The organism is Pseudomonas sp. QD4 (assembly GCF_049199125.1).
Taxonomy (GTDB): domain Bacteria; phylum Pseudomonadota; class Gammaproteobacteria; order Pseudomonadales; family Pseudomonadaceae; genus Aquipseudomonas.
Map to the genome: position 1 here is coordinate 374,481 of NZ_JBLZOM010000002.1, position 23,249 is coordinate 397,729.

Below are 23,249 nucleotides of genomic sequence, written 5' to 3' on the forward strand. Positions count from 1 at the left end.
TTACAGATTCTGCGTTACGAACGAGAGCATCTGGTCGGCGGTGGAAATCACCTTGGAGTTCATCTCGTAGGCACGTTGAGTGGTGATCATGTTGACCATCTCTTCAACGGTGCTGACGTTGGATGTTTCCAGGGTGTTCTGCAGCGTGGTGCCGAAACCGTTGAGGCCCGGGGTACCGATCTGCGGCGCGCCGCTGGCGGCGGTTTCCAGGAACAGGTTGTTGCCCACGGCTTGCAGACCGGCCGGGTTGATGAAGTCGGCAGTTTGCAGGTTGCCGATCACTTGCGAAGCCGGGTTGCCGGCCACGGTGATGGAAACCGTGCCGTCCTGGCCTACGGTGAAGGTCTGGGCATCGTTGGGAACCACAACCGCAGGCTCCAGGGTGAAGCCGTTGGCGGTGACGATCTGGCCATTGGAGTCCAGGTGAAAGGTACCGTCACGGGTGTAGGACGTGGTGCCGTCCGGCTGCAGGATCTGGAAGAAACCACGACCGTTGACCGCCAGGTCGAGCGGCTGCTCGGTGGTCTGCAGGCTGCCGGCAGTGAAGTTCTTCTGGGTGCCGACGATGCGCACACCGGTACCGACTTGCAGGCCCGATGGCAGCTCGCTGTCCTGGGTCGACTGCGAACCAGGCTGACGCTTGATCTGATACAGCAGGTCCTGGAACTCGGCGCGATCACGTTTGAAACCCGTGGTCGAGACGTTCGCCAGGTTGTTGGAAATAACGGTCAGGTTGGTGTCCTGGGCGGACAGACCGGTTTTGGCAACCCATAGAGCCGGAAGCATTCGATTCTCCTCGTGCGCCTGTTTTACGGCGCTACGTACTGGTGATTAGCTGATCTGCAAGACCCGAGCCATGGCCTGGTCGTCTTCTTTCGCGGAATTCATCATCTTGATGTGCAATTCGAACTGCTTGGCCAACGCCAGGACCGAAGTCATTTCTTCAACGGCATTGACGTTGCTCGACTCCAGGAAACCCGACACCAACTGCACATTGGCATCGGCCGGCGCGGCCTGGCCGTCCTTGGTCTGGATCGAGCCGTCGAGGCCCTTGGTCATGCTTTTCAAATCCGGGTTGACCAGCTTGATGCGGTCGACTTCGGCCATCACCCGCGGGCCTTCGCCCATGGCGCGGATGCTGATGGTGCCGTCCTGGCCGATTTCGATCTTCTGCTCGGGCGGCACGGCGATCGGACCGCCATTGCCCATCACCGCCATGCCGTTGCCCGCCCGCAACACACCCAGGGCGTCAACATTCAGGCTGCCGGTGCGCACGTAGCTTTCACCGCCACCCGGGTTCTGCACGGCAATCCAGCCATTGCCACTGACGGCCACATCCAGCTCGCGACCGGTTTCCACCAGGGAGCCAGGCGTGAAGTCGGTGCCAGGACGTTCCGACATGGCAAAGGCGCGCGCCGGAAAGCTGTCACCGAACACCGGCATCGAACGCGCCTGCTCCAGGTCGCGCTGAAAACCGTTGGTGGAGATGTTCGCCAGATTGTTGGCATGAGCCTTTTGCGCCAGAGCATTCTGGCTGGCGCCGGTCATTGCCACGTAAAGGTACTTGTCCACAGTCTTTCCTCTGTCTGCCGGACGTTTGCCGCCCACCGCTGTACTGATGAGCCTTAAGCAATAAGCGCACCAACTTTTTTTAGAGCGATCAATCCCCAGGCGGAGCAAGGCTTTGGCGGGGCGGGGAGGAAATTCGGAGCGCGGCGAGAGACGGAAAAACGGCGGTCTTATGCCGCTAACGGCAAGTAACGGCCTGGATACACAGTTGCACCCGAGGTATTACGGCACTCGCCGCTACACGTGTAGCCGCTGCCATGCGCAACGCCGCGCTTCTCCAGGCATCACTCCAGCACCCGCCCGAGCCCAGCATCCGAACTCGTCCCAAACCTATCCACATCGGCTACCGGTCGACAGGGGTTTTGCCGAGCTGATGATCACGCAATTTATTGGCGATGGTGGTGTGGGAAACCCCCAGGCGCTTGCCCAGCAGGCGGCTGCTCGGATGCTCGGCATACAGGCGCTCAAGCACCGTCTTTTCAAAACGCCCAACGATATCCTCCAGGCTGCCCTCCAGGGAAAAATCGCCAAGCGGCTGACGCACGCCATAGTCCGGCAAGCGAATATGCTCGGCCTTGACCAACGCCCCATCACATAACGAAACCGCCTGGAACAACACGTTCTCCAACTGCCGCACATTGCCCGGCCAATGGTAGTGGCTGAGCCGCTCCATGGCGGGCGGGGCCAGGGTCGGCAACGGGCAGCCGATCTGCCGGCTGGCCTGGTCAAGAAAGTGCTCCACCAGCGGTGCCAGACCGTCGAGGCATTCGCGCAATGGCGGGATATGCAGGGACAACACATTGAGCCGATGGTAAAGGTCCTGGCGAAACTCGCCGCGCGCGCAGAGCTCCGAAAGATCGACCTGGGTCGCGCAGATCACCCGCACATCCAGGTACACCTCCTCATCACTGCCTACTCGGCGGAAGCAGCCATCCTGCAAAAAGCGCAACAGCTTGACCTGCAGCCGCGGGCTCATCTCCCCGACCCCATCCAGAAACAGCGTGCCACCGGCGGTCAGCTCCAGCAGCCCGAGCTTGCCTTCAGCCCGCGCGCCCTCAAACGCACCCGGGCCGTAACCGAACAGCTCGGTCTCGGCCATCGACTCCGGCAACCCGGCGCAATTGAGCGCCATCAGCGGCGACTGCCCACGGGGGCTGGCCAGGTGGCAGGCTCGGGCCAGCAACTCCTTGCCGGTGCCGGTCTCGCCTTCGATCAACAGTGGCGCATCCAGCGGCGCCATGCGCCGCGCCTCGCGCACCACCGCCGCCATGACTTTGGAACTCTGGAAGATACTGTCAAAGCCTCGCAGCTCCTGCTTGCGCACGTTATAGATGCGCTCACCGACCCGATCCGCGCGGTGCAGGGTCAGGACCGCGCCCGCCAGCGCCTCGCTGTCGTCATGCTCCGATTGCAGGGGCGCGATATCCGCCAGAAATACATCCCCCTTGACCTTGACCCGCAGGCCGTTGATTCGCGACTTGCTGGCCCGTACCAGCTCCGGCAAATCAAAATCCTCGGCGTACCGCGACAGCGGGATCCCCGGCACCTCGTCCACCCGCACCCCGAGCAACTGCGCCGCCGCGCGGTTGGCGGCCACGATCGAACCGCCCATATCAATCGACAGCACCGGGAACTCCAAGGCACCGAGCAAGGCGTTGAGCTCCATATGCCGGCGCTCGCTGGGCATCAGCCCCACCCGCTTGACCCCGAACACCCCGGTAATGGACTCGAACTTGGGGCGCAAGGCCTGGAACTGCAGATTGATCAGGTTCGGGCAGTGCAGGTAGATCGCATTGCCGTGCTCCCCGCCCACCTCGCCCCGAGCCACGTTGATCCCGTACTCCACCAGCAGGTTGAGAATGTCGCGCAGGATGCCGATGCGATTTTGGCAGTGGACTTTGATCCGCATATAAAAGACCCGAAACAGGTAAAGAGAGGCATGAGCGCCAAAACCAGCGGCCCGCAGCGCCGACTTTTTCAGACGTGGCGCAAATAGACGTAAAGATTATGTGACAGCGATCGCCGTTATCAACTCAAGAAAACGCCATGATTACGCCACATAGGTCAATTCGTAACGAATACTTTACGATTCTTGATTAAAAAGCGCCTGCGAGGCGCCGGCGACCTGCTGCATGCTCCGGCACCTTGGAGTATCTCTAGCGTCATACATAACAAGAACGCAGCCCCTTGCAGGAGAGCAGCATGAAGCAGACGCAGTACGTGGCCCGCGAGCCCGACGCGCACGGTTTTATCGACTACCCGGCCGAAGAACATGCGGTGTGGAACACCCTGATCACCCGCCAACTCAAAGTGCTTGAAGGTCGCGCGTGCCAGGAATACCTGGACGGCATCGAAAAGCTCGGCCTGCCCCACGACCGCATCCCGCAGTTGGGCGAAATCAACAAGGTACTCGGTGAAACCACCGGTTGGCAGGTGGCCCGGGTTCCGGCGCTGATCCCCTTCCAGACCTTTTTTGAATTGCTCGCCAGCAAGCAGTTTCCCGTAGCCACGTTTATTCGCACCCGCGAAGAACTGGACTACCTGCAAGAGCCGGATATCTTCCACGAGATCTTTGGCCACTGCCCCTTGCTGACCAACCCCTGGTTCGCCGAATTCACCCACACCTACGGCAAGCTCGGCCTGCAGGCGACCAAGGAAGAACGGGTATACCTGGCGCGTCTGTACTGGATGACCATCGAGTTCGGCCTGGTCGACACCCCCCACGGCAAACGCATCTATGGCGGCGGGATTCTTTCGTCGCCCAAGGAAACTGTCTACAGCCTCTCCGACGAGCCCGAACACCAGGCCTTCAATCCCCTGGAAGCGATGCGCACGCCTTATCGCATCGATATCCTGCAGCCCTTGTATTTCGTCCTGCCAAGCCTTGAGCGCCTGTTCGACCTGGCCCATGAAGACATCATGGCCATGGTCCACCAGGGCATGCAGTTGGGCCTGCATCCACCCAAGTTCACGCCCAAGCCCAAGGCGGCCTGAGCAGATCACACTCGCGACGTGCCGCGAAAGATAGTAATTTCCAACAAGAATCGATTTCAGGAACACACCATGACCGCTCTGAACCAAGCCCATTGCGAAGCCTGCCGTGCCGATGCCCCCCAAGTCAGCGACGAAGAACTGCCGGTACTGATCAAGCAGATCCCCGACTGGAACATCGAAGTACGCGACGGCGTGATGCAGCTGGAAAAAGTCTTCCTGTTCAAAAACTTCAAATTTGCCCTGGCTTTCACTAATGCCATGGGTGAAATTTCCGAAGCCGAAGGTCACCACCCAGGCCTGCTCACCGAGTGGGGCAAAGTCACCGTGACCTGGTGGAGCCATTCCATCAAGGGCCTGCACCGCAACGACTTCATCATGGCCGCACGCACCGACGAAGTGGCCCAGACCGCAGAAGGACGCAAGTAATGCACTTCGACGCCATCGGCCGCGTACCCGGCGACCCGATACTCGGCCTGATGGAGGCCTACGCCTCGGACAGCAACCCACTCAAATTCGACCTCGGCGTGGGGGTCTACAAGGACTCCCAGGGCCTGACTCCGATCCCGCAGTCGGTAAAACTGGCCGAGCAGCGCCTGGTCGATCGCCAGACCACCAAGACCTACATCGGCGGCCACGGCAACGCGGCCTTCGGCAAGCTGGTCAATGAACTGGTGCTGGGTGCCGATTCCAAGCTGATCGCCGAGCAACGCGCGGGTGTTACCCAGACCCCGGGCGGCACGGGAGCCCTGCGGCTGTCGGCCGATTTTATCGCCCAATGCCTGCCCGGCCGCGGCATCTGGCTGAGCAACCCGACCTGGCCGATCCACGAAACCATCTACGCCACCGCCGGGCTCAAGGTCAGTCATTACCCCTATGTCGGCAGCGACAACCGCCTGGACGTGGAGGCGATGCTCGCCACCCTGAAGCAGGCTCCCAAGGGCGACGTGGTACTGCTGCATGCCTGCTGCCACAACCCGACCGGCTTCGACCTGTCCCATGACGACTGGCGCCGGGTGCTGGAAGTGGTACGCGCTCGCGAGCTGCTACCCCTGATCGACTTCGCCTACCAGGGTTTTGGCGACGGCCTGGAACAGGATGCCTGGGCTGTACGGCTGATGGCCTCCGAGCTGCCGGAACTGCTGATTACCAGTTCCTGCTCGAAGAACTTCGGCCTGTACTCCGACCGCACCGGCGCGCTGATCGTCTGTGCCAAGAATGCGGAAAAACTCACGGACATTCGCAGCCAGCTGGCCAATATCGCCCGCAACCTGTGGTCCACCCCACCGGATCACGGCGCGGCGGTGGTGGCGACCATCCTCGGCGACCCCGAGCTGAAAAGCCTGTGGGCCGACGAAGTGGAAGCCATGCGCCAACGCATCGCCCAGTTGCGTGCCGGGCTGGTCGAAGCCCTGCAACCCCACGGGTTGGCCGAGCGCTTTGCCCATATCGGCGTGCAGCGCGGGATGTTTTCCTACACCGGGCTGTCGCCAGCCCAGGTCAAGGAACTGCGCGACCACCACAGCGTGTACATGGTCAGCTCCGGCCGGGCCAACGTCGCTGGCATCGATGCCACCCGTCTCGACCTGCTGGCCGACGCCATCGCCAAGGTCTGCAAGGCCTGATCCTCGTCACCCTCCAGTGCCTGCCCCGAACCGGCAGGTGCTGGCGGAATGACCTTTCCCAAAGGCCACCGACAGCTCCCGCCCCAAGCCGGAATCGAGCCTTGATGAAATCCCTTTCATCTCCAAAGGCGCAATAAACATCTTTTTGTCATTTGCACTGCTGTATCCTGCCCAAGCTTTTTAAAAGCGCGGATCTACCCAGCGATTTAAAAAACAGACCTTGCGAGGAGCAACGAACATGCATGAGATTCCTAATCTCCCCTTCCCAAGCCTGCACGAAACTGAGCAGACAACCCCGCAACAAGCCAGTGCGCAAAAACCTGAAGTGAAAGAAGCCGAAAGCCGCAAGGCCGACAGCAAAGACTAAAGAGCACTGCCCAGACCGTGTGGAAAGCGCAAACTGATGCGCTTTCCACACAGCCTGAATCCCCCGCCCCGCGAGCCCCGAACCATGACCGACTCCTTCAGCGACACCCAGGCCAGCGTGCTGCTCGGCACCGCCGAGAAGATGATCGATGTCTGGAACCGCCTCTCCCCGGAAAAACAGGCCGCCCTGCTGGCGCGCTTCGGCACCCAGGAAAACGCCCTCGCGGCCCTGGTGACCACTCAATTGCTGGCCCCGGCAACACGCTGATACCGCCCCTGCCATAGAAACATCGCGACGCCACGTCGATTTCTCCCCCTGCATCCCTGCAAGCATCGGTATCATAAGCAGCCTATCTATCCTGCCGTGCCAGTGGACCTTTACCCATGCCAGATACCCAGCGACCCATGGCGGTCACGCTGCAAGTCGTTTCCATCGTCCTTTTCACCTTTATCGGTTACCTCAACATCGGCATCCCCCTGGCCGTCTTGCCCGGTTACGTGCACAGCGACCTGGGCTTTGGCGCCGTGATCGCCGGGCTGGTGATCAGCGTGCAATACCTGGCCACCCTCCTCAGCCGGCCCTATGCCGGACGCATGATCGACAACCTCGGCAGCAAGCGCGCAGTGATGGTCGGCCTGGCCGGCTGTGGCCTGAGCGGCGTGTTCATGCTGCTTTCGGCCTGGCTGCACACACTGCCGGGCCTGAGCCTGGCCTGCCTGCTGGTGGGCCGTCTGGTGCTGGGCAGCGCGGAGAGCCTGGTGGGTTCCGGCGCCATTGGCTGGGGCATCGGTCGGGTCGGCGCGCAGAACACGGCCAAGGTCATTTCCTGGAACGGCATTGCCAGCTATGGCGCCCTGGCTATCGGTGCACCGTTCGGCGTGTTTCTGGTGGGTCAGCTGGGCTTGTGGAGCATGGGGGTCAGCATCATTCTCCTGGCCCTGCTCGGCCTGGCCCTGGCCTGGCCGAAAGTCGCGGCGCCGATCGTGGTTGGCGAACGCCTGCCGTTCATGCATGTGCTGGGCCGGGTATTGCCCCACGGGTGCGGCCTGGCCCTGGGCTCGATCGGCTTTGGCACCATCGCCACCTTTATCACCCTGTATTACGCCACTCAGCACTGGTCGAACGCGGTGCTGTGCCTGAGCCTGTTCGGCGCCAGCTTTATCGGTGCGCGCCTGTTGTTCGGCAACCTGATCAACCGCCTGGGGGGCTTTAGGGTGGCGATTGCCTGCCTGTCGGTGGAAACCCTGGGGCTCTTGCTGCTGTGGCTGGCACCGGATGCCCACTGGGCCCTGGCCGGAGCGGCGCTGAGCGGTTTTGGCTTCTCCCTGGTATTCCCGGCGCTGGGGGTCGAGGCGGTCAACCTGGTGCCGGCCTCCAGTCGCGGGGCGGCGGTGGGTGCCTACTCGCTGTTCATCGACCTGTCCCTGGGCATCACCGGGCCGCTGGCCGGGGCGATTGCCGCCGGTTTCGGTTTTGCCTCGATCTTTCTGTTCGCCGCCATTGCCGCCTGCAGCGGCCTGATCCTCAGCGTCTATCTGTACCGTCAGGCGCCGAAGTACCGCCAGGAACGCGCGGGCCGCTAGAAGTCCACCCGGCCGCGGCCGGCCTTGATGTCGCCGCGCTTGGACTTGGATTCCAGGCGGCGCTTTTTCGAGCCCAGGGTCGGCTTGGTCGGGCGGCGCTTCTTTTCCACCTTGGTCGCGCTGAGGATCAACTCGGTCAAGCGCTCCAGGGCATCGGCGCGGTTCTGCTCCTGGGTTCGGTACTGCTGGGCCTTGATCACGACCACACCGTCACTGGTGATGCGACTGTCACGCAGCGCCAGCAGCCGCTCCTTGTAGAACGGCGGCAGGGACGAGGCCGGAATATCAAAGCGCAGGTGCACGGCACTGGAGACCTTGTTGACGTTCTGCCCACCCGCGCCCTGGGCACGAATCGCCGTCAACTCGATCTCGGCATCCGGCAGATGCACGTTGTTGGAAATCACCAGCATGAAAAACCATCCGCGTTCAGGGCCCACAGGATACCCATTTGTATCGCCGCAGGCTCGCCGGCAAACGCCAGCCAAGACCGCTGGGCGTCCGCAAGCCCACTCCCAGAAACGAAAAACCCGGCGCCAGGGCCGGGTTTTTCAGAGCCATTCAAGGGCTTACTTGATCGACGAACTCAGGGTTTGCACAGCCGGTTGCTCACTGCGCTTGCCTTTGATCAGGTAGCAGACCCACATAAAGACCAGCCACACCGGAATCGCGTACACCGAGATCTGGATCCCCGGAATCAGCAGCATGATGCCGAGGATAAACACCACGAACGCCAGGCAGACAAAGTTGCCGTAGGGGTACCACAGCGCCTTGAACAGTGAGGTCTGCCCGGTGCGGTTCATGTGCTGGCGGAACTTGAAGTGCGAGTAGCTGATCATCGCCCAATTGATCACCAGGGTCGCGACCACCAGCGACATCAACAGCTCCAGCGCGTGCTGCGGAATCAGGTAGTTGAGCACCACGGCGACGAAAGTCACCAGGGCCGAGGCCAGGATCGAACGCACCGGTACGCCGCGCCTGTCGATCTTGGCCAGAGCCTTGGGCGCATCGCCCTGCTCGGCCATGCCCAACAACATGCGGCTGTTGCAGTAGGTGCCGCTGTTGTACACCGACAAGGCCGCAGTCAGGACCACGAAGTTGAGGATGTGCGCCGCCGTATCGCTGCCCAGCATCGAGAACACCTGGACGAACGGGCTGCCACTGTAGGCATCGCCGGAAGCATTGAGGCTCACCAGCAGGCTGTCCCAGGGGGTCAGGGACAGCAGCACCACCAGGGCGCCGATGTAGAAAATCAGGATCCGGTAGATCACCTGATTGATTGCCTTGGGAATCACGGTTTTCGGCTGGTCGGCTTCCGCTGCGGTAAAGCCGAGCATCTCCAGGCCACCAAAGGAAAACATGATGATCGCCATGGCCATGACCAGGCCGCTGACGCCATTGGGGAAAAAGCCGCCGTGTTCCCACAGGTTGCTCACCGAGGCTTGCGGGCCACCGTGGCCGCTGACCAGCAGGTAGCTGCCCAGGGCGATCATGCCGACAATCGCCACCACTTTGATAATGGCGAACCAGAACTCGGCCTCGCCGAAGACTTTGACGTTGGCCAGGTTGATCGCGTTGATCAGCACGAAGAACACCGCGGCCGAAGCCCAGGTCGGCACGTGCGGCCACCAGTAGTGCACGTACTTGCCGACCGCAGTCAGCTCCGACATGCCCACCAGGATGTACAGGATCCAGCAGTTCCAGCCCGACAGGAAACCGGCGAAGCCACCCCAGTATTTATGGGCGAAGTGGCTGAAAGAGCCGGCAACCGGCTCCTCGACGATCATCTCGCCCAACTGGCGCATGATCATGAAGGCGATAAAGCCGCAGATGGCGTAGCCGAGGATCATCGACGGGCCGGCGGATTTGAGCACGCCGGCGGATCCGAGGAACAAGCCGGTACCGATCGCGCCACCCAGGGCGATCAGTTGAATATGGCGATTTTTCAGGCCGCGTTTCAGCTCGCCTGAATGCGAGTTCTGTCCACTCATTGAAAAGGTCTCACGCAAGGTTTGATGATGTTCGATAGGCGTTGCTGCAAGGCGTTGGCTAAGCAGCGCAGATCAAACCCCAGCGCAGGCACCAGGAGTTCAGCGTTTGTTTAACGGTCATACGTCACCTGTTTGTTTTTATCTGTGACGAAATCGAACCCACCACGCTTGTGACGCGGCGGAATGAACAAGGCGGATAGCCCTGAATGTATTGCTCGTCGAGCTGGTAGCCAGCGGCGGAAGACAAGCCTTCGAACCGCGTCGGCACCAGTAGATCAGACGCAAAATGCGCGGATACGCAGTTGGGTCACAGTTAAAACGCCGCGCATTGTACACCCCTGATCCCCTGCTGCCAGACACTGCGACATCAGCGCCCCTCTGCACTGCCAGGCAAAAAAAAACGCCAACCCGGAGGTTGGCGCTTTTCACTTGCAGCTTTCAGCCTTGCGGCTTAGGCCTGCCTCACTCCGGCTTGCGACGACCAAAGCCCGGACGCTGGCCGGAACCGGCTGGTGCGCCACGACGCTTGCCCGATGGCGCATCGCGGTCGACCAGGACAATGCCCGGACGCTTGGACTTCGGCGCCGGCTTGGCCGGACGCTTGGTGTCGCTTGGACGGTCGGCCACGGGCGTGCCACGACCCGACTCACCACGACCGGCCGCCGGACGTGGAGTGCGTGGTCCGCGCTCGCCATCCTGACGCGCTGCCGGCTTGCGCCCTGGGCGCTCGCCTTCGATGTGCGGCTCACGCGCGGGACGGGCGCCGCCTGCGGCGGGAGCACCGGCAGCAGGACGCAGGGTGCGCACGCGCTCGCTCTTGCCCACCGGGCGCGAGGATTTACGCTGCATGCGTTCCAGCTTGTCCTTGCTCTTGGCGTTCAACTGCGGCATAGCCACCGGCGTCAGGCCAACCTCGGCACTGAGGATATCCACCTCGTACTGAGTCATTTCACGCCAGCGGCCCATCGGCAGGTCGGAGTTGAGGAACACCGGACCGAAACGCACACGTTTCAGGCGGCTGACCACCAGGCCCTGGGATTCCCACAGGCGACGCACTTCACGGTTACGGCCTTCCATCACCACGCAGTGGTACCAGTGGTTGAACCCTTCACCCCCTGGCGCCTGCTTGATGTCGGTGAACTTGGCCGGGCCGTCTTCGAGCACAACACCGGCTTTCAGGCGTTCGATCATCTCGTCGTCGACTTCGCCACGCACACGTACCGCGTATTCACGGTCCATTTCGTAGGAAGGGTGCATCAGGCGGTTGGCCAACTCACCGTCGGTGGTGAACATCAGCAAGCCCGTGGTGTTGATGTCCAGGCGACCGATGTTGATCCAGCGGCCCTCTTTCGGGCGCGGCAGCTTGTCGAACACGGTTGGACGGCCTTCAGGGTCGTCACGGGTGCAGATCTCGCCGTCGGGTTTGTTGTACATGATCACGCGGCGCACCGATTCGGCGGCCTCTTCGCGCTTGATCACCTTGCCATCGATGGAAATGGCGTCATGCAGGTCGACGCGCAGGCCAAGGGTGGCGTCTTTGCCATTGACCTTGATCCGGCCCTGGCTGATCCAGGACTCTACGTCGCGGCGCGAGCCGACGCCGATACGGGCGAGGACTTTCTGCAGTTTTTCGCCTGCTGGGCCGATTTCCTGGCTGTCTTTCTGGTCGTTGTCACTCATCTGGGCACCTCCCGGTGTGTCGATTCAGGCGGTGAGTGGCCTGAAACGTGTAAAAACAGGTCTTGTGGCGAAGGGATCGCCAAAGGGTCGCGAATCATACGCTCATGGCGTCGGTTGCGCATCACAGACTAGTTGATATGTCGCGAGGGGCTACTTTTTCCGCCGACCGGTGGCGCCCAGGGCCAACAGGCGCAACTCGGCCTCGGCCAGGACGCCGCGCTTGTCGACCTTGTCGAGCTTCTTCCAGGCCTTGATCTCGCGCTTGCTGCGCCCACAACCGATGCAGATATCGTCGCTGAACTTGCAGACACTGATACAGGGGTCTTTGGTGGAGCTCATGGGCCTTCTCCAGTAATCGCGATGGCCGGCAGCCCGACCCCAGAAAAGGATCAGTCTTCCAGCAAGCGTCTTTCATTCTCGATGGCTTCGGCCAAGGCCAGGGCCTCGGCTTCTTCATCACTCAGACTGGGGGCCGGTGGCTCCAGGGCAGCCACGGCGGCCAGCAACTTGGCGCGCGCCTCTGCCACGCCCAGCACATCGTCATCGGTTTCGACTTCCAGGCTGGCGTCAGGTTCGACCTCAAGCACCGCCTCGACCTCGACGGCAACTTCAACAGCCACCTCGACCGGCACATCGGGCTCGGGCGCAAGCCCGCTCTCGACGCTGGACTCGGAGGAATCCGGAGCGCCATCGCGCAGCAGGTCATCGAAGTCGGTCTTGATCCCCTCCTCCATCGAATCCAGCTCCAGCAGCAAGGTGTGGAAACTGGTTTCTTCCTTGGGCTCTTCCGGTTCGGCACTGGCATCGGCCAGGGCCTGCAGATTTTCCGGCACTGGGGCGTCGTCGAACTCGAGCACCGGCTCGACTTCCATCTCGCGCAACTCCGCCAGGGGTGGCAGGTCGTCGAGGTTTTTCAGGTTGAAGTGGTCGAGAAACACCTTGGTGGTGGCAAACATCGCCGGCTTGCCCGGTACATCACGGTAGCCGACGACACGGATCCACTCACGCTCAAGCAAGGTCTTGACGATATGGCTGTTGACCGCAACCCCACGCACATCCTCGATTTCGCCCCGGGTAATCGGCTGGCGGTAGGCGATCAGTGCCATGGTTTCGAGCATGGCCCGCGAGTAACGCTGCGGGCGCTCCTCCCAAAGTCGCCCGACCCAGGGGCTGAATTTCTCGCGGATCTGCAACCGATAACCGGAGGCCACTTCCTTGAGTTCAAAGGCCCGGCCGTCGCAGGACTTGGCCAGCAGCGTCAGCGCCTTTTTGAACACGGCCGGCTCCGGCCGCTCACCCTCCTCGAAGAGTTCGAACAGGCGATCCAGGGATTGGGGCTTTCCCGAGGCCAACAGAAAGGCTTCAAGCAGCGGCGCCAGCTCGCGGGGTTCAGTCAGATTCATTGTTTCAGCTCGTTATTCGGCTCGCGCCCGCACATGGATCGCCGCAAAGGGCTCATTCTGCACCAGCTCGACCAGGGATTCCTTGACCAGTTCGAGGATCGCCATAAAGGTCACCACGACCCCCAGGCGCCCTTCCTCGGCGGTGAACAGCTCGACGAAAGGCACGAAACCGCCGCCCTTGAGCCGCTCCAGCACATCACTCATGCGCTCGCGGGTCGACAGCGCTTCGCGGCTGACCTGGTGGCTCTCGAACATGTCGCCCCGGCGCAGCACCTCGGCCATGGACATCAGCAACTCTTCCAGGCTCACGTCCGGCAGCAGCTTGCGGGCCCGGGCCTCGGGGGCGTCCAGCTTGGGCACGACCACGTCGCGGCCGACCCGGCTCAGGTTATCGATACCTTCGGCGGCAGCCTTGAAGCGCTCGTACTCCTGCAGGCGACGGATCAGCTCGGCGCGCGGATCGTCTTCTTCCTCTTCGATCTCGGCAGAGCGCGGCAGCAGCATCCGCGACTTGATCTCGGCCAGCATGGCCGCCATCACCAGGTACTCGGCGGCCAACTCCAGGCGCACCGACTGCATCAGCTCGACATAACCCATGTACTGGCGGGTAATTTCCGCCACCGGGATATCGAGGATGTTGATGTTCTGTTTACGGATCAGGTACAGCAGCAGGTCCAGCGGTCCCTCAAAGGCCTCGAGAAAGACCTCCAGGGCGTCCGGCGGGATGTACAGGTCCAGGGGCATTTCCAGCACCGCCTGGCCATAGACCATGGCGAAGGGCAGTTCTTGCTGGGCGCCTGCCTGGTCGTCGACGGTTTGTACTGCGGACATCTAGGCCTCGGCCATGAACGGCGCAGGGTCGCCGCAACCGATGCGGATCACTTCCGGCTCGCCATCGGCCAGGTTGATCACCGTCGACGATTCGGTGCTGCCGAAACCGCCATCGATGATCAGGTCCACCTGATGTTCGAGCAACTGGCGCATTTCATAAGGATCGTTCAACGCCTCGCTTTCGCCGGGCATGATCAGGCTGACGCTCATCAGCGGCTCGCCGAGTTCGGCCAGCAGGGCAAGGGCAATCGGGTTGCGCGGCACCCGCAGGCCGATGGTGCGCCGCTTGGGGTGCAGCAACAGCCGCGGCACTTCGCGGGTGGCATTGAGAATGAAGGTGTAAGGCCCCGGCACATAGGCCTTGAGCAGGCGGAACGTGCCGGTGTCGATCTTGGCGAACAGACCCAATTGCGACAGGTCGCTGCAGATCAGCGCGAAGTTGTGCTTATCGTCCAATTGACGCAAGCGTCGCACCCGCTCGATGGCGCCCTTGTCGCCCATCTGGCAACCGACGGCATACGACGAATCGGTGGGGTAGATCACCACCCCGCCGGCACGGATGATTTCAACCGCCTGTTTGATCAGGCGCGGTTGCGGGTTCTCCGGATGTATCTGGAAAAATTGACTCACTGTCTCTACCTGTTCAGGCGGCAATAATTGGGTCATGTTTGAATCGACACCAAAGCGGCGGCAGATCCTCCGGAACCGGGCGGTACTCGCCTATTTCGGACCAGCCTCCAGGACCATGGAAATCACTGCCGGCACTGACCAGCAGACCGAACTCACGCGCAAGAATCGCCAGGCTGCCCACTTGTTCCGCAGGCTGATGGCCATTGACCACTTCGATAGCGTGGCCACCCGCTTGAATATAGTCGGCAATCAGGCGCCGGCGCTTGCTGCGGGTGAAATCGTAATGCCAGGGGTGCGCCAGGCTGACCCAGGCTCCCGCTGCACGCAGGGTGCCGACGGTGTCTTCCAGGGTCGGCCAATGTTGCTTGACGTCCCCCAGTTTGCCGGCCCCCAGCCACTTGCGAAACGCTTCGGCGCGATCCTTGACGTAGCCGGCACGCACCAGGTAGTCGGCAAAGTGCGGCCGCGCCGGGGCATTGCCGCTGTCGCCCAACTCCTGCTGGATGGCCCGGGCCCCTTCTAGGGCGTCCGGCATGCCTTTGAGCGCGAGTTTGCGGCTTATTTCTTCTGACCGCAGCCAGCGCCCATCGTGCAATTTGGCAATGGCCTCGACCAGCGCGGGGGCGTTGACATCAAAGCCGTAACCCAGGACATGGATGGTCGCGCCGCCCCAGGTGCAGGACAATTCAACGCCGTTGACCAGTTGCATACCCAGCTCGACCGCCGCGCGACGGGCCTCATCGAGCCCTTCCAGGGTGTCGTGGTCGGTCAGGGCCAGGACTCGCACGCCTTTTTCAAACGCACGCGCAACCAGTACCGCAGGCGCAAGAGCGCCGTCGGAGGCCGTGCTGTGGCAGTGCAAATCAACATTCACGGGACTGTTCAACCTCAAGTCAGCTGGCGCTTTCGCTACCATGGATGTTTGTTATTATGCCGCCACATCCTGCTTCTGGCTGCCACTGTGAAACAATTCATCGACTTCATCCCGCTGTTCCTGTTTTTCATCGTCTACAAAATCGATCCCCGCGTGGTCGACATTGCCGGTCAACAAGTGACCCTGGGCGGCATCTACAGCGCCACGGCGATGCTGATCATCAGCTCCCTGGTGGTCTACGGAGCCTTGTTCATCTCCCAGCGCAAACTGGAAAAAAGCCAATGGCTGACCCTGGTAGCCTGCCTGGTCTTCGGCAGCCTGACCCTGGCCTTCCACAGTGAAACCTTCCTCAAGTGGAAAGCCCCGGTGGTCAACTGGCTGTTCGCTCTGGCCTTTATCGGCAGCCATTTCATCGGTGACCGCCTGCTGATCAAACGCATCATGGGCCACGCGCTGACCCTGCCGGACCCGGTCTGGACCCGACTGAACATCGCCTGGATCGGCTTTTTCCTGTTCTGCGGCGCCGCCAACCTGTTCGTTGCCTTCACCTTCCAGAGCATCTGGGTCGATTTCAAGGTGTTCGGCAGCCTGGGCATGACCCTGCTGTTCCTGGTCGCCCAGGGCATCTACCTGTCGCGCCATATGCATGACACCGAACCCACCACGCCGAAAACCGAGGACTGACATGCTTTACGCAATCATTGCCACAGACGTCGCCAACTCCCTGGAAAACCGCCTGGCCGCCCGCCCGGCGCATCTGGAGCGGCTGCAGCAGCTCAAGGCTGAAGGCCGCGTGGTCCTGGCCGGACCGCACCCGGCCGTCGACAGCAATGACCCGGGTGCCGCCGGTTTCACCGGCAGCTTGATCGTCGCTCAATTCGACTCGTTGAGCGCCGCCCAGGCCTGGGCCGATGCCGACCCGTATATCGCGGCAGGCGTCTACGCCAGTGTTTCGGTCAAGCCGTTCAAGCAAGTCCTGCCGTAAATCCTCTTCCACGCGATGAACCTTGTCGGTTCATCGCGTTCTCAATCGCTCATTATTCTCGTTTAACGGCCGACAACCTGCCCAACACTCGATTGGAATCAGGAGTTCCGATGCGCCAAGGTACGTTGTGTCTGCTGTTGGTCATGTTATCGATCGGGGCCGTTGCCCATGCCGAAGAAACCCAGGACTCGGGCCGCTCCACGCCTCTGTCCCTGAGTGCCGGCAGCCAGATCACCGAGTTGCAGCAACGCTTGAAAGAAAGCGAGCGGCTGCGTGATGAGTTGAGCAAACAACTGCAAAATGCCGATGCCGAACGCGAAAGTGCCCAGCTCGCCCGCTTGCGCCAGGAGAACCAGCGCCTCAAGCTGCAACTCAAGGAAGCCCAGGCCAGCCCGGTACCACGCCTGCTGACCGATCAGCAGCAATGGTTCGTGACAGGCGCAGGAGTGGCACTATTGGCCCTGCTCTGCGGTATCTTCGCCAGTGGTGGGCATCGAAAGCGTCGACAATGGCTAAATTGAGTGATGAATGAGCGACCTGTTACTGATTGATGACGACCAGGAGCTGTGCGAGCTCCTGACCAGTTGGCTGAGCCAGGAAGGTTTCCAGGTTCGGGCCTGCCACGATGGCCAGAGCGCCCGCCGCGCCCTGGCCGACAGTGCACCGGCTGCCGTGGTGCTGGACGTGATGCTGCCCGACGGCAGCGGCCTGGAGTTGCTCAAGCAACTGCGCAACGATCACCCTGACCTGCCGGTGCTGATGCTGTCGGCTCGCGGCGAACCGCTGGATCGGATCCTTGGCCTGGAACTGGGCGCCGACGACTATCTGGCCAAACCGTGCGACCCGCGCGAGCTCACCGCCCGCCTGCGCGCCGTGTTGCGTCGCAGCCATCCGGCCGCGGTGTCGAGCCAGATGGAGCTGGGCGACCTGTGCTTCAGCCCGATCCGGGGCGTGGTCAGCATCGATCAGCAGGACATCACCCTCACCGTCTCCGAAAGCCGCCTGCTCGAAGCCCTGCTCAAGCAGCCCGGCGAACCGCTGGATAAACAGGAACTGGCGCAGATCGCCCTGGGCCGCAAGCTGACCCTGTACGACCGCAGCCTGGACATGCACGTCAGCAACCTGCGTAAAAAGATCGGCCCCTACCCCGACGGCCGCCCGCGTATCGTCGCCCTGCGCAGCCGCGGCTACTACTACAGCCTGTAAGACCGTGTGCTGGCGGGCGACGTCGCGCACGCGCTGCAGCCGATAGGCCCGCTTCCCCCACTCCCATCGTCCGCCGGGGGCGCCCATGAAGGCCGCGGCCGAACCCGGCCCGAGCCTATCGGCAGCGGCTACAGGCGTTCATCTCCGGTGGAGAATTGTCAGGCCGGGGGATTTTCGTCTTTACCCAAGCTTTACCCTTCGCTGACTGCCGCTGACCTTGATCTGCGTAACCTGAACTCATCCGGAACTGACCGGGAATGAGACAAGGAGACACACCATGCGCAAGACCCTTATCGCTCTGATGTTCGCCGCTGCCCTGCCGACCGTGGCCATGGCCATGCCTGAAGGCGCAGGCCCGATGGGGCCGATGGACGGCCCACGCCACAGCGAGCACATGCGCGGCAAAGGCCCTTTCAGCCAACTGGATCTGAGCCGTGAACAGCGCCAGCAGATTGGCAAGCTGATGGGTGAGCAGATGCACGAACGCAAGCAACTGGTCGAGAAGTACCTGGAGAAACTGTCCCCAGCCGACCAGAAGGCCATGAAGGACGAGATCGCCGCCAAGAAACAGAAAACCGAAGCGGACATCCGGGCGGTGCTCAAGCCGGATCAGCAGAAAGAGTTCGACGCGATCCAGAAGAAACAGGCTGAGCGTCGCGCCGAATGGGCCGAGTTCAAGGCCTGGAAAGCGCAGCAACCGCAAAAAGCGCAATAATGCGTTAGCGTTTCCCCAGCCCAGTGGCCCCCCCACTGGGCTTTTCCTGTTTGAGGATTTCCTGTGCGTTCATTGTTCTGGCGCATCCTGGCCAGCTTCTGGCTGGCCATCGCCCTGGTTGCAGGGCTGTCGATCCTGCTTGGGCACATGTTGAATCAGGACGCCTGGATTCTCAGCCGTCATCCGGGCCTCAACACCCTGGCCCAGGAGTGGACGCAAAGCTACGAAGCCCAGGGCGAGGATGCCGCCCAGGAGATCCTGCAGCAGCGCAAGCGCCAGTACCATATCGACGTGCAGGTGCTCAATGACAGCGGTGATCCGGTGGTACGCGGCACCTTCCCCAAGCGTGCAGCGGCCTTCGAGGCGCGCCAGAACAGCGATGATCGGCATTTGCCGTGGCGCCGCCTGACCGACGAATACACCAGCCCCAAGACTGGCGACACCTACCTGCTGATTTACCGTATCCCGCACCCTGAGCTCGACGCCTGGCACCGCGACAGCCTGATGTGGCCCTTGAGCGCCCTGGCCATCGCCCTGGTGGTACTGACGTTGTTCAGCCTGCTGGTGACCCTGTCCATCACCCGCCCCCTGAGCCGCCTGCGGGTTGCGGTGCATGACCTGGGCCAGGCCACCTACCAGCAAAACAGCCTGGCCCGGCTGGCTGCCAGGCGTGACGAGTTCGGCGTGCTGGCCAACGATTTCAACCGCATGGGCTCGCGCCTGCAAAGCCTGATCGGCAGCCAGCGCCAGTTGCTGCGGGATGTCTCCCACGAACTGCGCTCGCCCCTGGCCCGGCTGCGCATCGCCCTGGCCCTGGCCGAACGCGCCGAGCCTGCGGAACGCGAACGGCTGTGGCCGCGATTGACCCGGGAATGCGACCGCCTGGAAGCCCTGATCAGTGAAATCCTGGTCCTGGCGCGGGTCGACGCCGACAACGCCAGTGCTGAAGACGTGGACCTCAACGCCTTGCTCGGCAACCTGCAGAAAGATGCGCAACTTGCCTGCCCCGAGCAAAGCGTGCGCATCGAAGCCGAACCCGGCCTACTGCTCAAAGGCTGGCCGACCATGATCGAGCGCGCCATGGACAACCTGCTGCGCAATGCCCAGCGGTTCAACCCGGACGGCCAATCGATCGAGGTATTGGCGTTGCGCCAGGGAGAAAAGATCGTACTCAGCGTGCGTGATCATGGCCCCGGCGTGGAGGCCGAACACCTGGGGCAACTGGGCGAGCCGTTCTATCGCGCCCCCGGGCAAACGGCGGCGGGCCATGGGCTGGGCTTGGCGATTGCGCGTCGCGCGGCGGAGCGCCACGGCGGCAGCCTGATCCTGACCAATCACCCGGAAGGCGGTTTTATTGCCAGCCTGGAGTTGCCACTGGAACCGGGGGCGGTGGCCTAATACCGAATGCAACGGGCCCCTGCCTGGAGTGGCAGGGGCCCGTTCAGCGATCAGCGGCATTTAGCCCCATTGCTTGAGTCAGCCCTGGCCCGACCAGGCGCTGACAAACTCCGCCGTGTCGACCTTGGGCGCCACGCGGGGTTCGTTCTGCGGCGTGCCCAGGTACAGGAAGGCAATGATCTCCTCGCCTTCACCCAGGCCCAGGCCCTTGGCAACATGGGCCGAATAGGACAGCTCTCCGGTACGCCATACGGCACCGATGCCCTGAGCGTAGGCCGCCAGCAAAATACCGTGGGCGGCACAACCGGCAGCCAGCAGTTGCTCGCTCTTGGGCACTTTGAAGTGCTCCTGCAAACGGGCCACCACCACAACCACCAGCGGCGCACGCAACGGCATGGCACGGGCCTTGTCCAGCGCCGCCTGGGTCACCTCGCCGCCCTGCAATTGCACGGCTTCGGCCAGCAACTCGCCCATCTGCTCGCGAGCCGCGCCTTCGACCGTCAGAAACCGCCACGGCCGCAATTGGCCATGATCCGGAGCACGCAGAGCCGCGGCGAACAGCGCTTCACGCTGGGCGGCATCCGGCGCCGGGTCGAGCAGGCGCGGTACGGAAACACGGTTGAGCAAAACGTCGAGAGCCTCCATCGGCCACCTCCTGCAAAAAATGTCCGGCCATTCTAGGGGCAGTTGACGTTTGGCGACAGGCCGCAACCGCGCCCCACGGGCAAACGCCGAGGGGGCCCCGGTTTACATGCCTCGCCCCGCAGGTAGAATGGGCGCCCTTCAGTTATCAGCCCGAGCGGACTTCATGGCGTTGCCGACCTTACGGATCATTGGTTTCATCATCGGCATCTTCCTGATCACCCTGGCCATCGCCATGGTCATCCCGATGGCAACCCTGGTGATTTTCGAGCGCACGGGCGATCTGCCGTCGTTCCTCTGGGCCAGCATGATCACCTTTATCGCCGGCCTGGCGCTGGTGATCCCCGGGCGCCCGGAGCATGTGCACCTGCGTCCGCGCGACATGTACCTGCTGACCGTATCGAGCTGGCTGGTGGTGTGCATCTTCGCCGCCCTGCCGTTTCTGCTGACCCAGCACATCAGCTATACCGATTCGTTTTTTGAAAGCATGTCCGGCATCACTGCCACCGGTTCCACGGTGCTCAGCGGCCTGGACACCATGTCCCCGGGCATTCTGATGTGGCGCTCGCTGCTGCACTGGCTTGGCGGCATCGGCTTTATCGGCATGGCGGTGGCGATTCTGCCGCTGCTGCGCATCGGGGGCATGCGCCTGTTCCAGACCGAGTCTTCGGACCGCTCGGAGAAAGTCATGCCCCGCTCGCACATGGTGGCGCGGCTGATTGTGGCGGCTTATGTCGGTATCACTATCCTCGGCAGCCTGGCCTTCTGGTGGGCAGGGATGACCCCGTTCGACGCCATCAACCACGCGATGTCGGCTATTTCCACCGGTGGTTTCTCCACGTCCGACGAATCCCTGGCCCACTGGAAACAACCGGCGGTGCATTGGGTGGCGGTGGTGGTGATGATTCTGGGCAGCCTGCCGTTCACCCTGTATGTCGCCACTTTGCGTGGCAACCGCCGGGCGCTGCTCAAGGACCAGCAAGTGCAAGGCCTGCTCGGCCTGCTGCTGGTCACCTGGCTGGTACTCGGCACCTGGTACTGGTGGACCACCAACCTGCACTGGCTGGATGCCCTGCGCCACGTGGCGTTGAACGTGACCTCGGTGGTCACCACTACCGGTTTTGCCCTGGGCGACTACAGCCTGTGGGGCAACTTCTCGCTGATGCTGTTCTTTTACCTGGGGTTTGTCGGCGGCTGCTCCGGCTCAACGGCAGGCGGGATCAAGATCTTCCGCTTCCAGGTGGCCTATATCCTGCTCAAGGCCAACCTTAACCAGCTGATTCACCCGCGCGCGGTGATCAAGCAGAAATACAACGGCCATCGCCTCGACGAGGAGATCGTGCGTTCGATCCTGACCTTCTCGTTTTTCTTCGCCATCACCATCTGCATGATCGCCCTGGCCCTGTCCCTGCTCGGGGTGGACTGGATGACGGCCCTGACCGGTGCCGCCAGTACGGTGTCCGGCGTCGGCCCGGGACTGGGCGAGACCATCGGCCCGGCCGGCAACTTCTCGACCCTGCCAGACGCAGCGAAGTGGATCCTGTCCCTGGGCATGCTGCTCGGGCGCCTGGAAATCATTACGGTGTTCGTGCTGTGTATTCCGGCGTTCTGGCGTCACTGACCAAGGCTGAATCCTGCAACAGCCGCGCCCGATATTCGCCGGGCGTGGCATCGAACCAGCGGCGGAACGCGCGGAAGAAGTTGCTCGGATCGGCAAACCCCAGCAAATAGGCGATCTCCAGCAAGGTCATGCTTGGCTGGGCCAGGTACTGTTCGGCCAACTCACGGCGGGTGTCATCGAGCAGGGTCTGGAAGCTGGTGCCCTCTTCCTGCAGCCGCCGTTGCAGGGTGCGCTGGGACAGGTGCAGGGTCTGGGCCACCATCTCGCGCTTCGGTTCGCCCTGGGGCAGCAGTCGGCACAACACCTGGCGCGCCTTGTGGGTTACCCGGCTTTCGGAAAACCGCGCCAGGTATTCGCCGGCAAAGCGATCGTGCAACAGGGCCATGGCCTCATTGGCCGTCGGCAACGGCGCTTCCATGTCGCCCCGCTCGAAAATCAGCGCATCGTAGGGCGCGTTGAACACCAGCGGCGCATGAAAAGCGTGTTTATAGGGCTCCAGGTCCGCAGGCGGAGCGCCCTGGACCAACACCTTGCGCGGCTGCAAGGTGCGCCCGGTCAGCCAGCCGCACAGGGCCAGGGCGCAGGCCAGGGAGGCTTCGGCACTTTGCCGGGTCGGCGGCAGATGATCGCCATGCACGGTCAGAATCAGTGCATAGCCTTCAGGTAAAAGTCGAAAACTCAAATCAGCGCTTTCGGCAATGATGCGTTGATAGCGCACCAATCGCTCGAAACCCTCGGCCAGGGTGCGACTGGACATCAAGGCATAACCGGCCACATGAAACGACGCCGGGCGCACCACCTTGCCCATGTTCAGGCCGATCGCCGGGTTGCCCGACAGCTCGACCGCGCGCTGCCACAGGCGGGTCATCGAGTCCTGGGGGAAACGTGCATCAGGGTCGTCCAGCGATCCATAGTCGAGGCCCAGCTGCTTGAACAATGCACGGCAGTCGAGGCCATCCATCTCCAGCGCTTTGACAATTCCCATCGCCCAGCTTGCAGAAGTCGTTCGTTCGCTCATGGCGTTTTCTTACATGGTGAGCCGCATGCTACGGCCAGATTTGCAAGGATACTAAAGTGGCGCCCATTGTCACTGGCTACATCCATTGATGACTCTAGACTCAAATAAGCTCCCCGCGGCACA

26 protein-coding genes are annotated in these 23,249 nt (G+C 62.3%); 13 read left to right on the top strand and 13 right to left on the bottom strand.

Features of this window, described 5'->3' with window-relative positions; all coding sequences use genetic code 11:
* The 3 genes from flgG to ACOZJV_RS12555 form a co-directional block, all read right to left on the bottom strand.
* Window positions 1–786, bottom strand: coding sequence for a flagellar basal-body rod protein FlgG (gene flgG, locus ACOZJV_RS12545; protein ID WP_020299315.1), 786 nt, complete (start codon window positions 784–786; stop codon window positions 1–3).
* A gap of 45 nt (window positions 787–831) precedes the next feature.
* The gene (locus ACOZJV_RS12550) at window positions 832–1,572 is read right to left on the bottom strand and encodes a flagellar basal body rod protein FlgF (RefSeq protein ID WP_201130006.1); all 741 of its coding nucleotides are present in this window, start codon (window positions 1,570–1,572) and stop codon (window positions 832–834) included.
* A gap of 340 nt (window positions 1,573–1,912) precedes the next feature.
* Window positions 1,913–3,478 carry a sigma-54-dependent transcriptional regulator gene (locus ACOZJV_RS12555; protein WP_078470967.1) on the bottom strand — a complete coding sequence of 522 codons (1,566 nt, stop codon included), beginning with the start codon at window positions 3,476–3,478 and terminating at the stop codon, window positions 1,913–1,915.
* Between the two features lie 293 nt (window positions 3,479–3,771).
* Between ACOZJV_RS12555 and phhA the strand changes: the two genes are divergently transcribed.
* From phhA to ACOZJV_RS12585, 6 genes are all read left to right on the top strand, one after another.
* The gene (phhA, locus tag ACOZJV_RS12560; protein ID WP_020299318.1) at window positions 3,772–4,563 is read left to right on the top strand and encodes a phenylalanine 4-monooxygenase; all 792 of its coding nucleotides are present in this window, start codon (window positions 3,772–3,774) and stop codon (window positions 4,561–4,563) included.
* Between the two features lie 69 nt (window positions 4,564–4,632).
* Window positions 4,633–4,989: a 4a-hydroxytetrahydrobiopterin dehydratase gene (locus ACOZJV_RS12565; protein WP_078470965.1), complete on the top strand. Its 357-nt coding sequence runs from the start codon at window positions 4,633–4,635 to the stop codon at window positions 4,987–4,989.
* On the top strand, window positions 4,989–6,185 hold the full coding sequence (locus ACOZJV_RS12570; protein WP_421547743.1) for an amino acid aminotransferase: 1,197 nt from the start codon (window positions 4,989–4,991) through the stop codon (window positions 6,183–6,185). Before ACOZJV_RS12565 ends, ACOZJV_RS12570 begins: the two co-directional genes overlap by 1 nt.
* Before the next feature lie 238 nt (window positions 6,186–6,423).
* A complete protein-coding gene (locus ACOZJV_RS12575; protein ID WP_020299321.1) occupies window positions 6,424–6,552 on the top strand; it encodes a hypothetical protein in 129 nt (42 codons plus the stop codon).
* 36 nt (window positions 6,553–6,588) lie between these two features.
* Window positions 6,589–6,819, top strand: a complete 231-nt coding sequence (locus tag ACOZJV_RS12580; RefSeq protein ID WP_238596152.1) for a hypothetical protein — start codon at window positions 6,589–6,591, stop codon at window positions 6,817–6,819.
* A 116-nt stretch (window positions 6,820–6,935) separates the two neighbouring features.
* A complete protein-coding gene (locus tag ACOZJV_RS12585) occupies window positions 6,936–8,135 on the top strand; it encodes an MFS transporter (RefSeq protein ID WP_078470963.1) in 1,200 nt (399 codons plus the stop codon).
* Here the strand turns inward: ACOZJV_RS12585 and arfB are convergent.
* The 8 genes from arfB to ACOZJV_RS12625 form a co-directional block, all read right to left on the bottom strand.
* Window positions 8,132–8,545, bottom strand: a complete 414-nt coding sequence (arfB, locus tag ACOZJV_RS12590; RefSeq protein ID WP_421547744.1) for an alternative ribosome rescue aminoacyl-tRNA hydrolase ArfB — start codon at window positions 8,543–8,545, stop codon at window positions 8,132–8,134. The genes ACOZJV_RS12585 and arfB overlap by 4 nt on opposite strands.
* A gap of 156 nt (window positions 8,546–8,701) precedes the next feature.
* Window positions 8,702–10,123, bottom strand: a complete 1,422-nt coding sequence (locus tag ACOZJV_RS12595; RefSeq protein ID WP_421547745.1) for an amino acid permease — start codon at window positions 10,121–10,123, stop codon at window positions 8,702–8,704.
* 462 nt (window positions 10,124–10,585) lie between these two features.
* Window positions 10,586–11,803 carry a 23S rRNA pseudouridine(2605) synthase RluB gene (gene rluB / locus ACOZJV_RS12600; protein ID WP_020299326.1) on the bottom strand — a complete coding sequence of 406 codons (1,218 nt, stop codon included), beginning with the start codon at window positions 11,801–11,803 and terminating at the stop codon, window positions 10,586–10,588.
* A 150-nt stretch (window positions 11,804–11,953) separates the two neighbouring features.
* Window positions 11,954–12,142: a DUF1289 domain-containing protein gene (locus tag ACOZJV_RS12605; RefSeq protein ID WP_020299327.1), complete on the bottom strand. Its 189-nt coding sequence runs from the start codon at window positions 12,140–12,142 to the stop codon at window positions 11,954–11,956.
* 50 nt (window positions 12,143–12,192) lie between these two features.
* Window positions 12,193–13,206 carry an SMC-Scp complex subunit ScpB gene (gene scpB, locus ACOZJV_RS12610; RefSeq protein WP_421547746.1) on the bottom strand — a complete coding sequence of 338 codons (1,014 nt, stop codon included), beginning with the start codon at window positions 13,204–13,206 and terminating at the stop codon, window positions 12,193–12,195.
* Window positions 13,207–13,218: 12 nt separating this feature from the next.
* Window positions 13,219–13,917 carry a segregation and condensation protein A gene (locus ACOZJV_RS12615; RefSeq protein WP_177326802.1) on the bottom strand — a complete coding sequence of 233 codons (699 nt, stop codon included), beginning with the start codon at window positions 13,915–13,917 and terminating at the stop codon, window positions 13,219–13,221.
* 120 nt (window positions 13,918–14,037) lie between these two features.
* Window positions 14,038–14,667, bottom strand: coding sequence for an L-threonylcarbamoyladenylate synthase (locus tag ACOZJV_RS12620; protein ID WP_020299330.1), 630 nt, complete (start codon window positions 14,665–14,667; stop codon window positions 14,038–14,040).
* Between the two features lie 13 nt (window positions 14,668–14,680).
* The gene (locus ACOZJV_RS12625; RefSeq protein ID WP_020299331.1) at window positions 14,681–15,541 is read right to left on the bottom strand and encodes a PHP domain-containing protein; all 861 of its coding nucleotides are present in this window, start codon (window positions 15,539–15,541) and stop codon (window positions 14,681–14,683) included.
* 87 nt (window positions 15,542–15,628) lie between these two features.
* Between ACOZJV_RS12625 and ACOZJV_RS12630 the strand changes: the two genes are divergently transcribed.
* From ACOZJV_RS12630 to ACOZJV_RS12655, 6 genes are all read left to right on the top strand, one after another.
* The gene (locus tag ACOZJV_RS12630) at window positions 15,629–16,225 is read left to right on the top strand and encodes a septation protein A (protein ID WP_020299332.1); all 597 of its coding nucleotides are present in this window, start codon (window positions 15,629–15,631) and stop codon (window positions 16,223–16,225) included.
* 1 nt (window position 16,226) lies between these two features.
* Window positions 16,227–16,526 (top strand): YciI family protein, encoded by a 300-nt coding sequence (locus ACOZJV_RS12635; protein ID WP_078470959.1) that lies wholly within the window; start codon window positions 16,227–16,229, stop codon window positions 16,524–16,526.
* Between the two features lie 110 nt (window positions 16,527–16,636).
* Window positions 16,637–17,047, top strand: coding sequence for a translation initiation factor 2 (locus tag ACOZJV_RS12640; RefSeq protein ID WP_078470958.1), 411 nt, complete (start codon window positions 16,637–16,639; stop codon window positions 17,045–17,047).
* Window positions 17,048–17,054: 7 nt separating this feature from the next.
* On the top strand, window positions 17,055–17,732 hold the full coding sequence (locus ACOZJV_RS12645) for a response regulator transcription factor (protein ID WP_020299335.1): 678 nt from the start codon (window positions 17,055–17,057) through the stop codon (window positions 17,730–17,732).
* Between the two features lie 277 nt (window positions 17,733–18,009).
* Complete coding sequence (locus tag ACOZJV_RS12650) at window positions 18,010–18,447, top strand: hypothetical protein (RefSeq protein WP_020299336.1); 438 nt, start codon at window positions 18,010–18,012, stop codon at window positions 18,445–18,447.
* 63 nt (window positions 18,448–18,510) lie between these two features.
* Window positions 18,511–19,845, top strand: a complete 1,335-nt coding sequence (locus ACOZJV_RS12655; protein ID WP_421547747.1) for an ATP-binding protein — start codon at window positions 18,511–18,513, stop codon at window positions 19,843–19,845.
* A 78-nt stretch (window positions 19,846–19,923) separates the two neighbouring features.
* Here the strand turns inward: ACOZJV_RS12655 and ACOZJV_RS12660 are convergent, their stop codons facing one another.
* The gene (locus tag ACOZJV_RS12660) at window positions 19,924–20,490 is read right to left on the bottom strand and encodes a nitroreductase family protein (RefSeq protein WP_078470956.1); all 567 of its coding nucleotides are present in this window, start codon (window positions 20,488–20,490) and stop codon (window positions 19,924–19,926) included.
* A 163-nt stretch (window positions 20,491–20,653) separates the two neighbouring features.
* On the opposite strand from ACOZJV_RS12660, the gene ACOZJV_RS12665 reads away from it, so the two are divergent.
* Window positions 20,654–22,108, top strand: coding sequence for a TrkH family potassium uptake protein (locus ACOZJV_RS12665; RefSeq protein WP_020299339.1), 1,455 nt, complete (start codon window positions 20,654–20,656; stop codon window positions 22,106–22,108).
* Here ACOZJV_RS12665 and ACOZJV_RS12670 read toward each other — a convergent pair.
* Window positions 22,065–23,126, bottom strand: a complete 1,062-nt coding sequence (locus tag ACOZJV_RS12670; protein ID WP_078470955.1) for an AraC family transcriptional regulator — start codon at window positions 23,124–23,126, stop codon at window positions 22,065–22,067. The two genes, ACOZJV_RS12665 and ACOZJV_RS12670, sit on opposite strands and share 44 nt — an antisense overlap.
* Window positions 23,127–23,249: the final 123 nt, after the last annotated feature.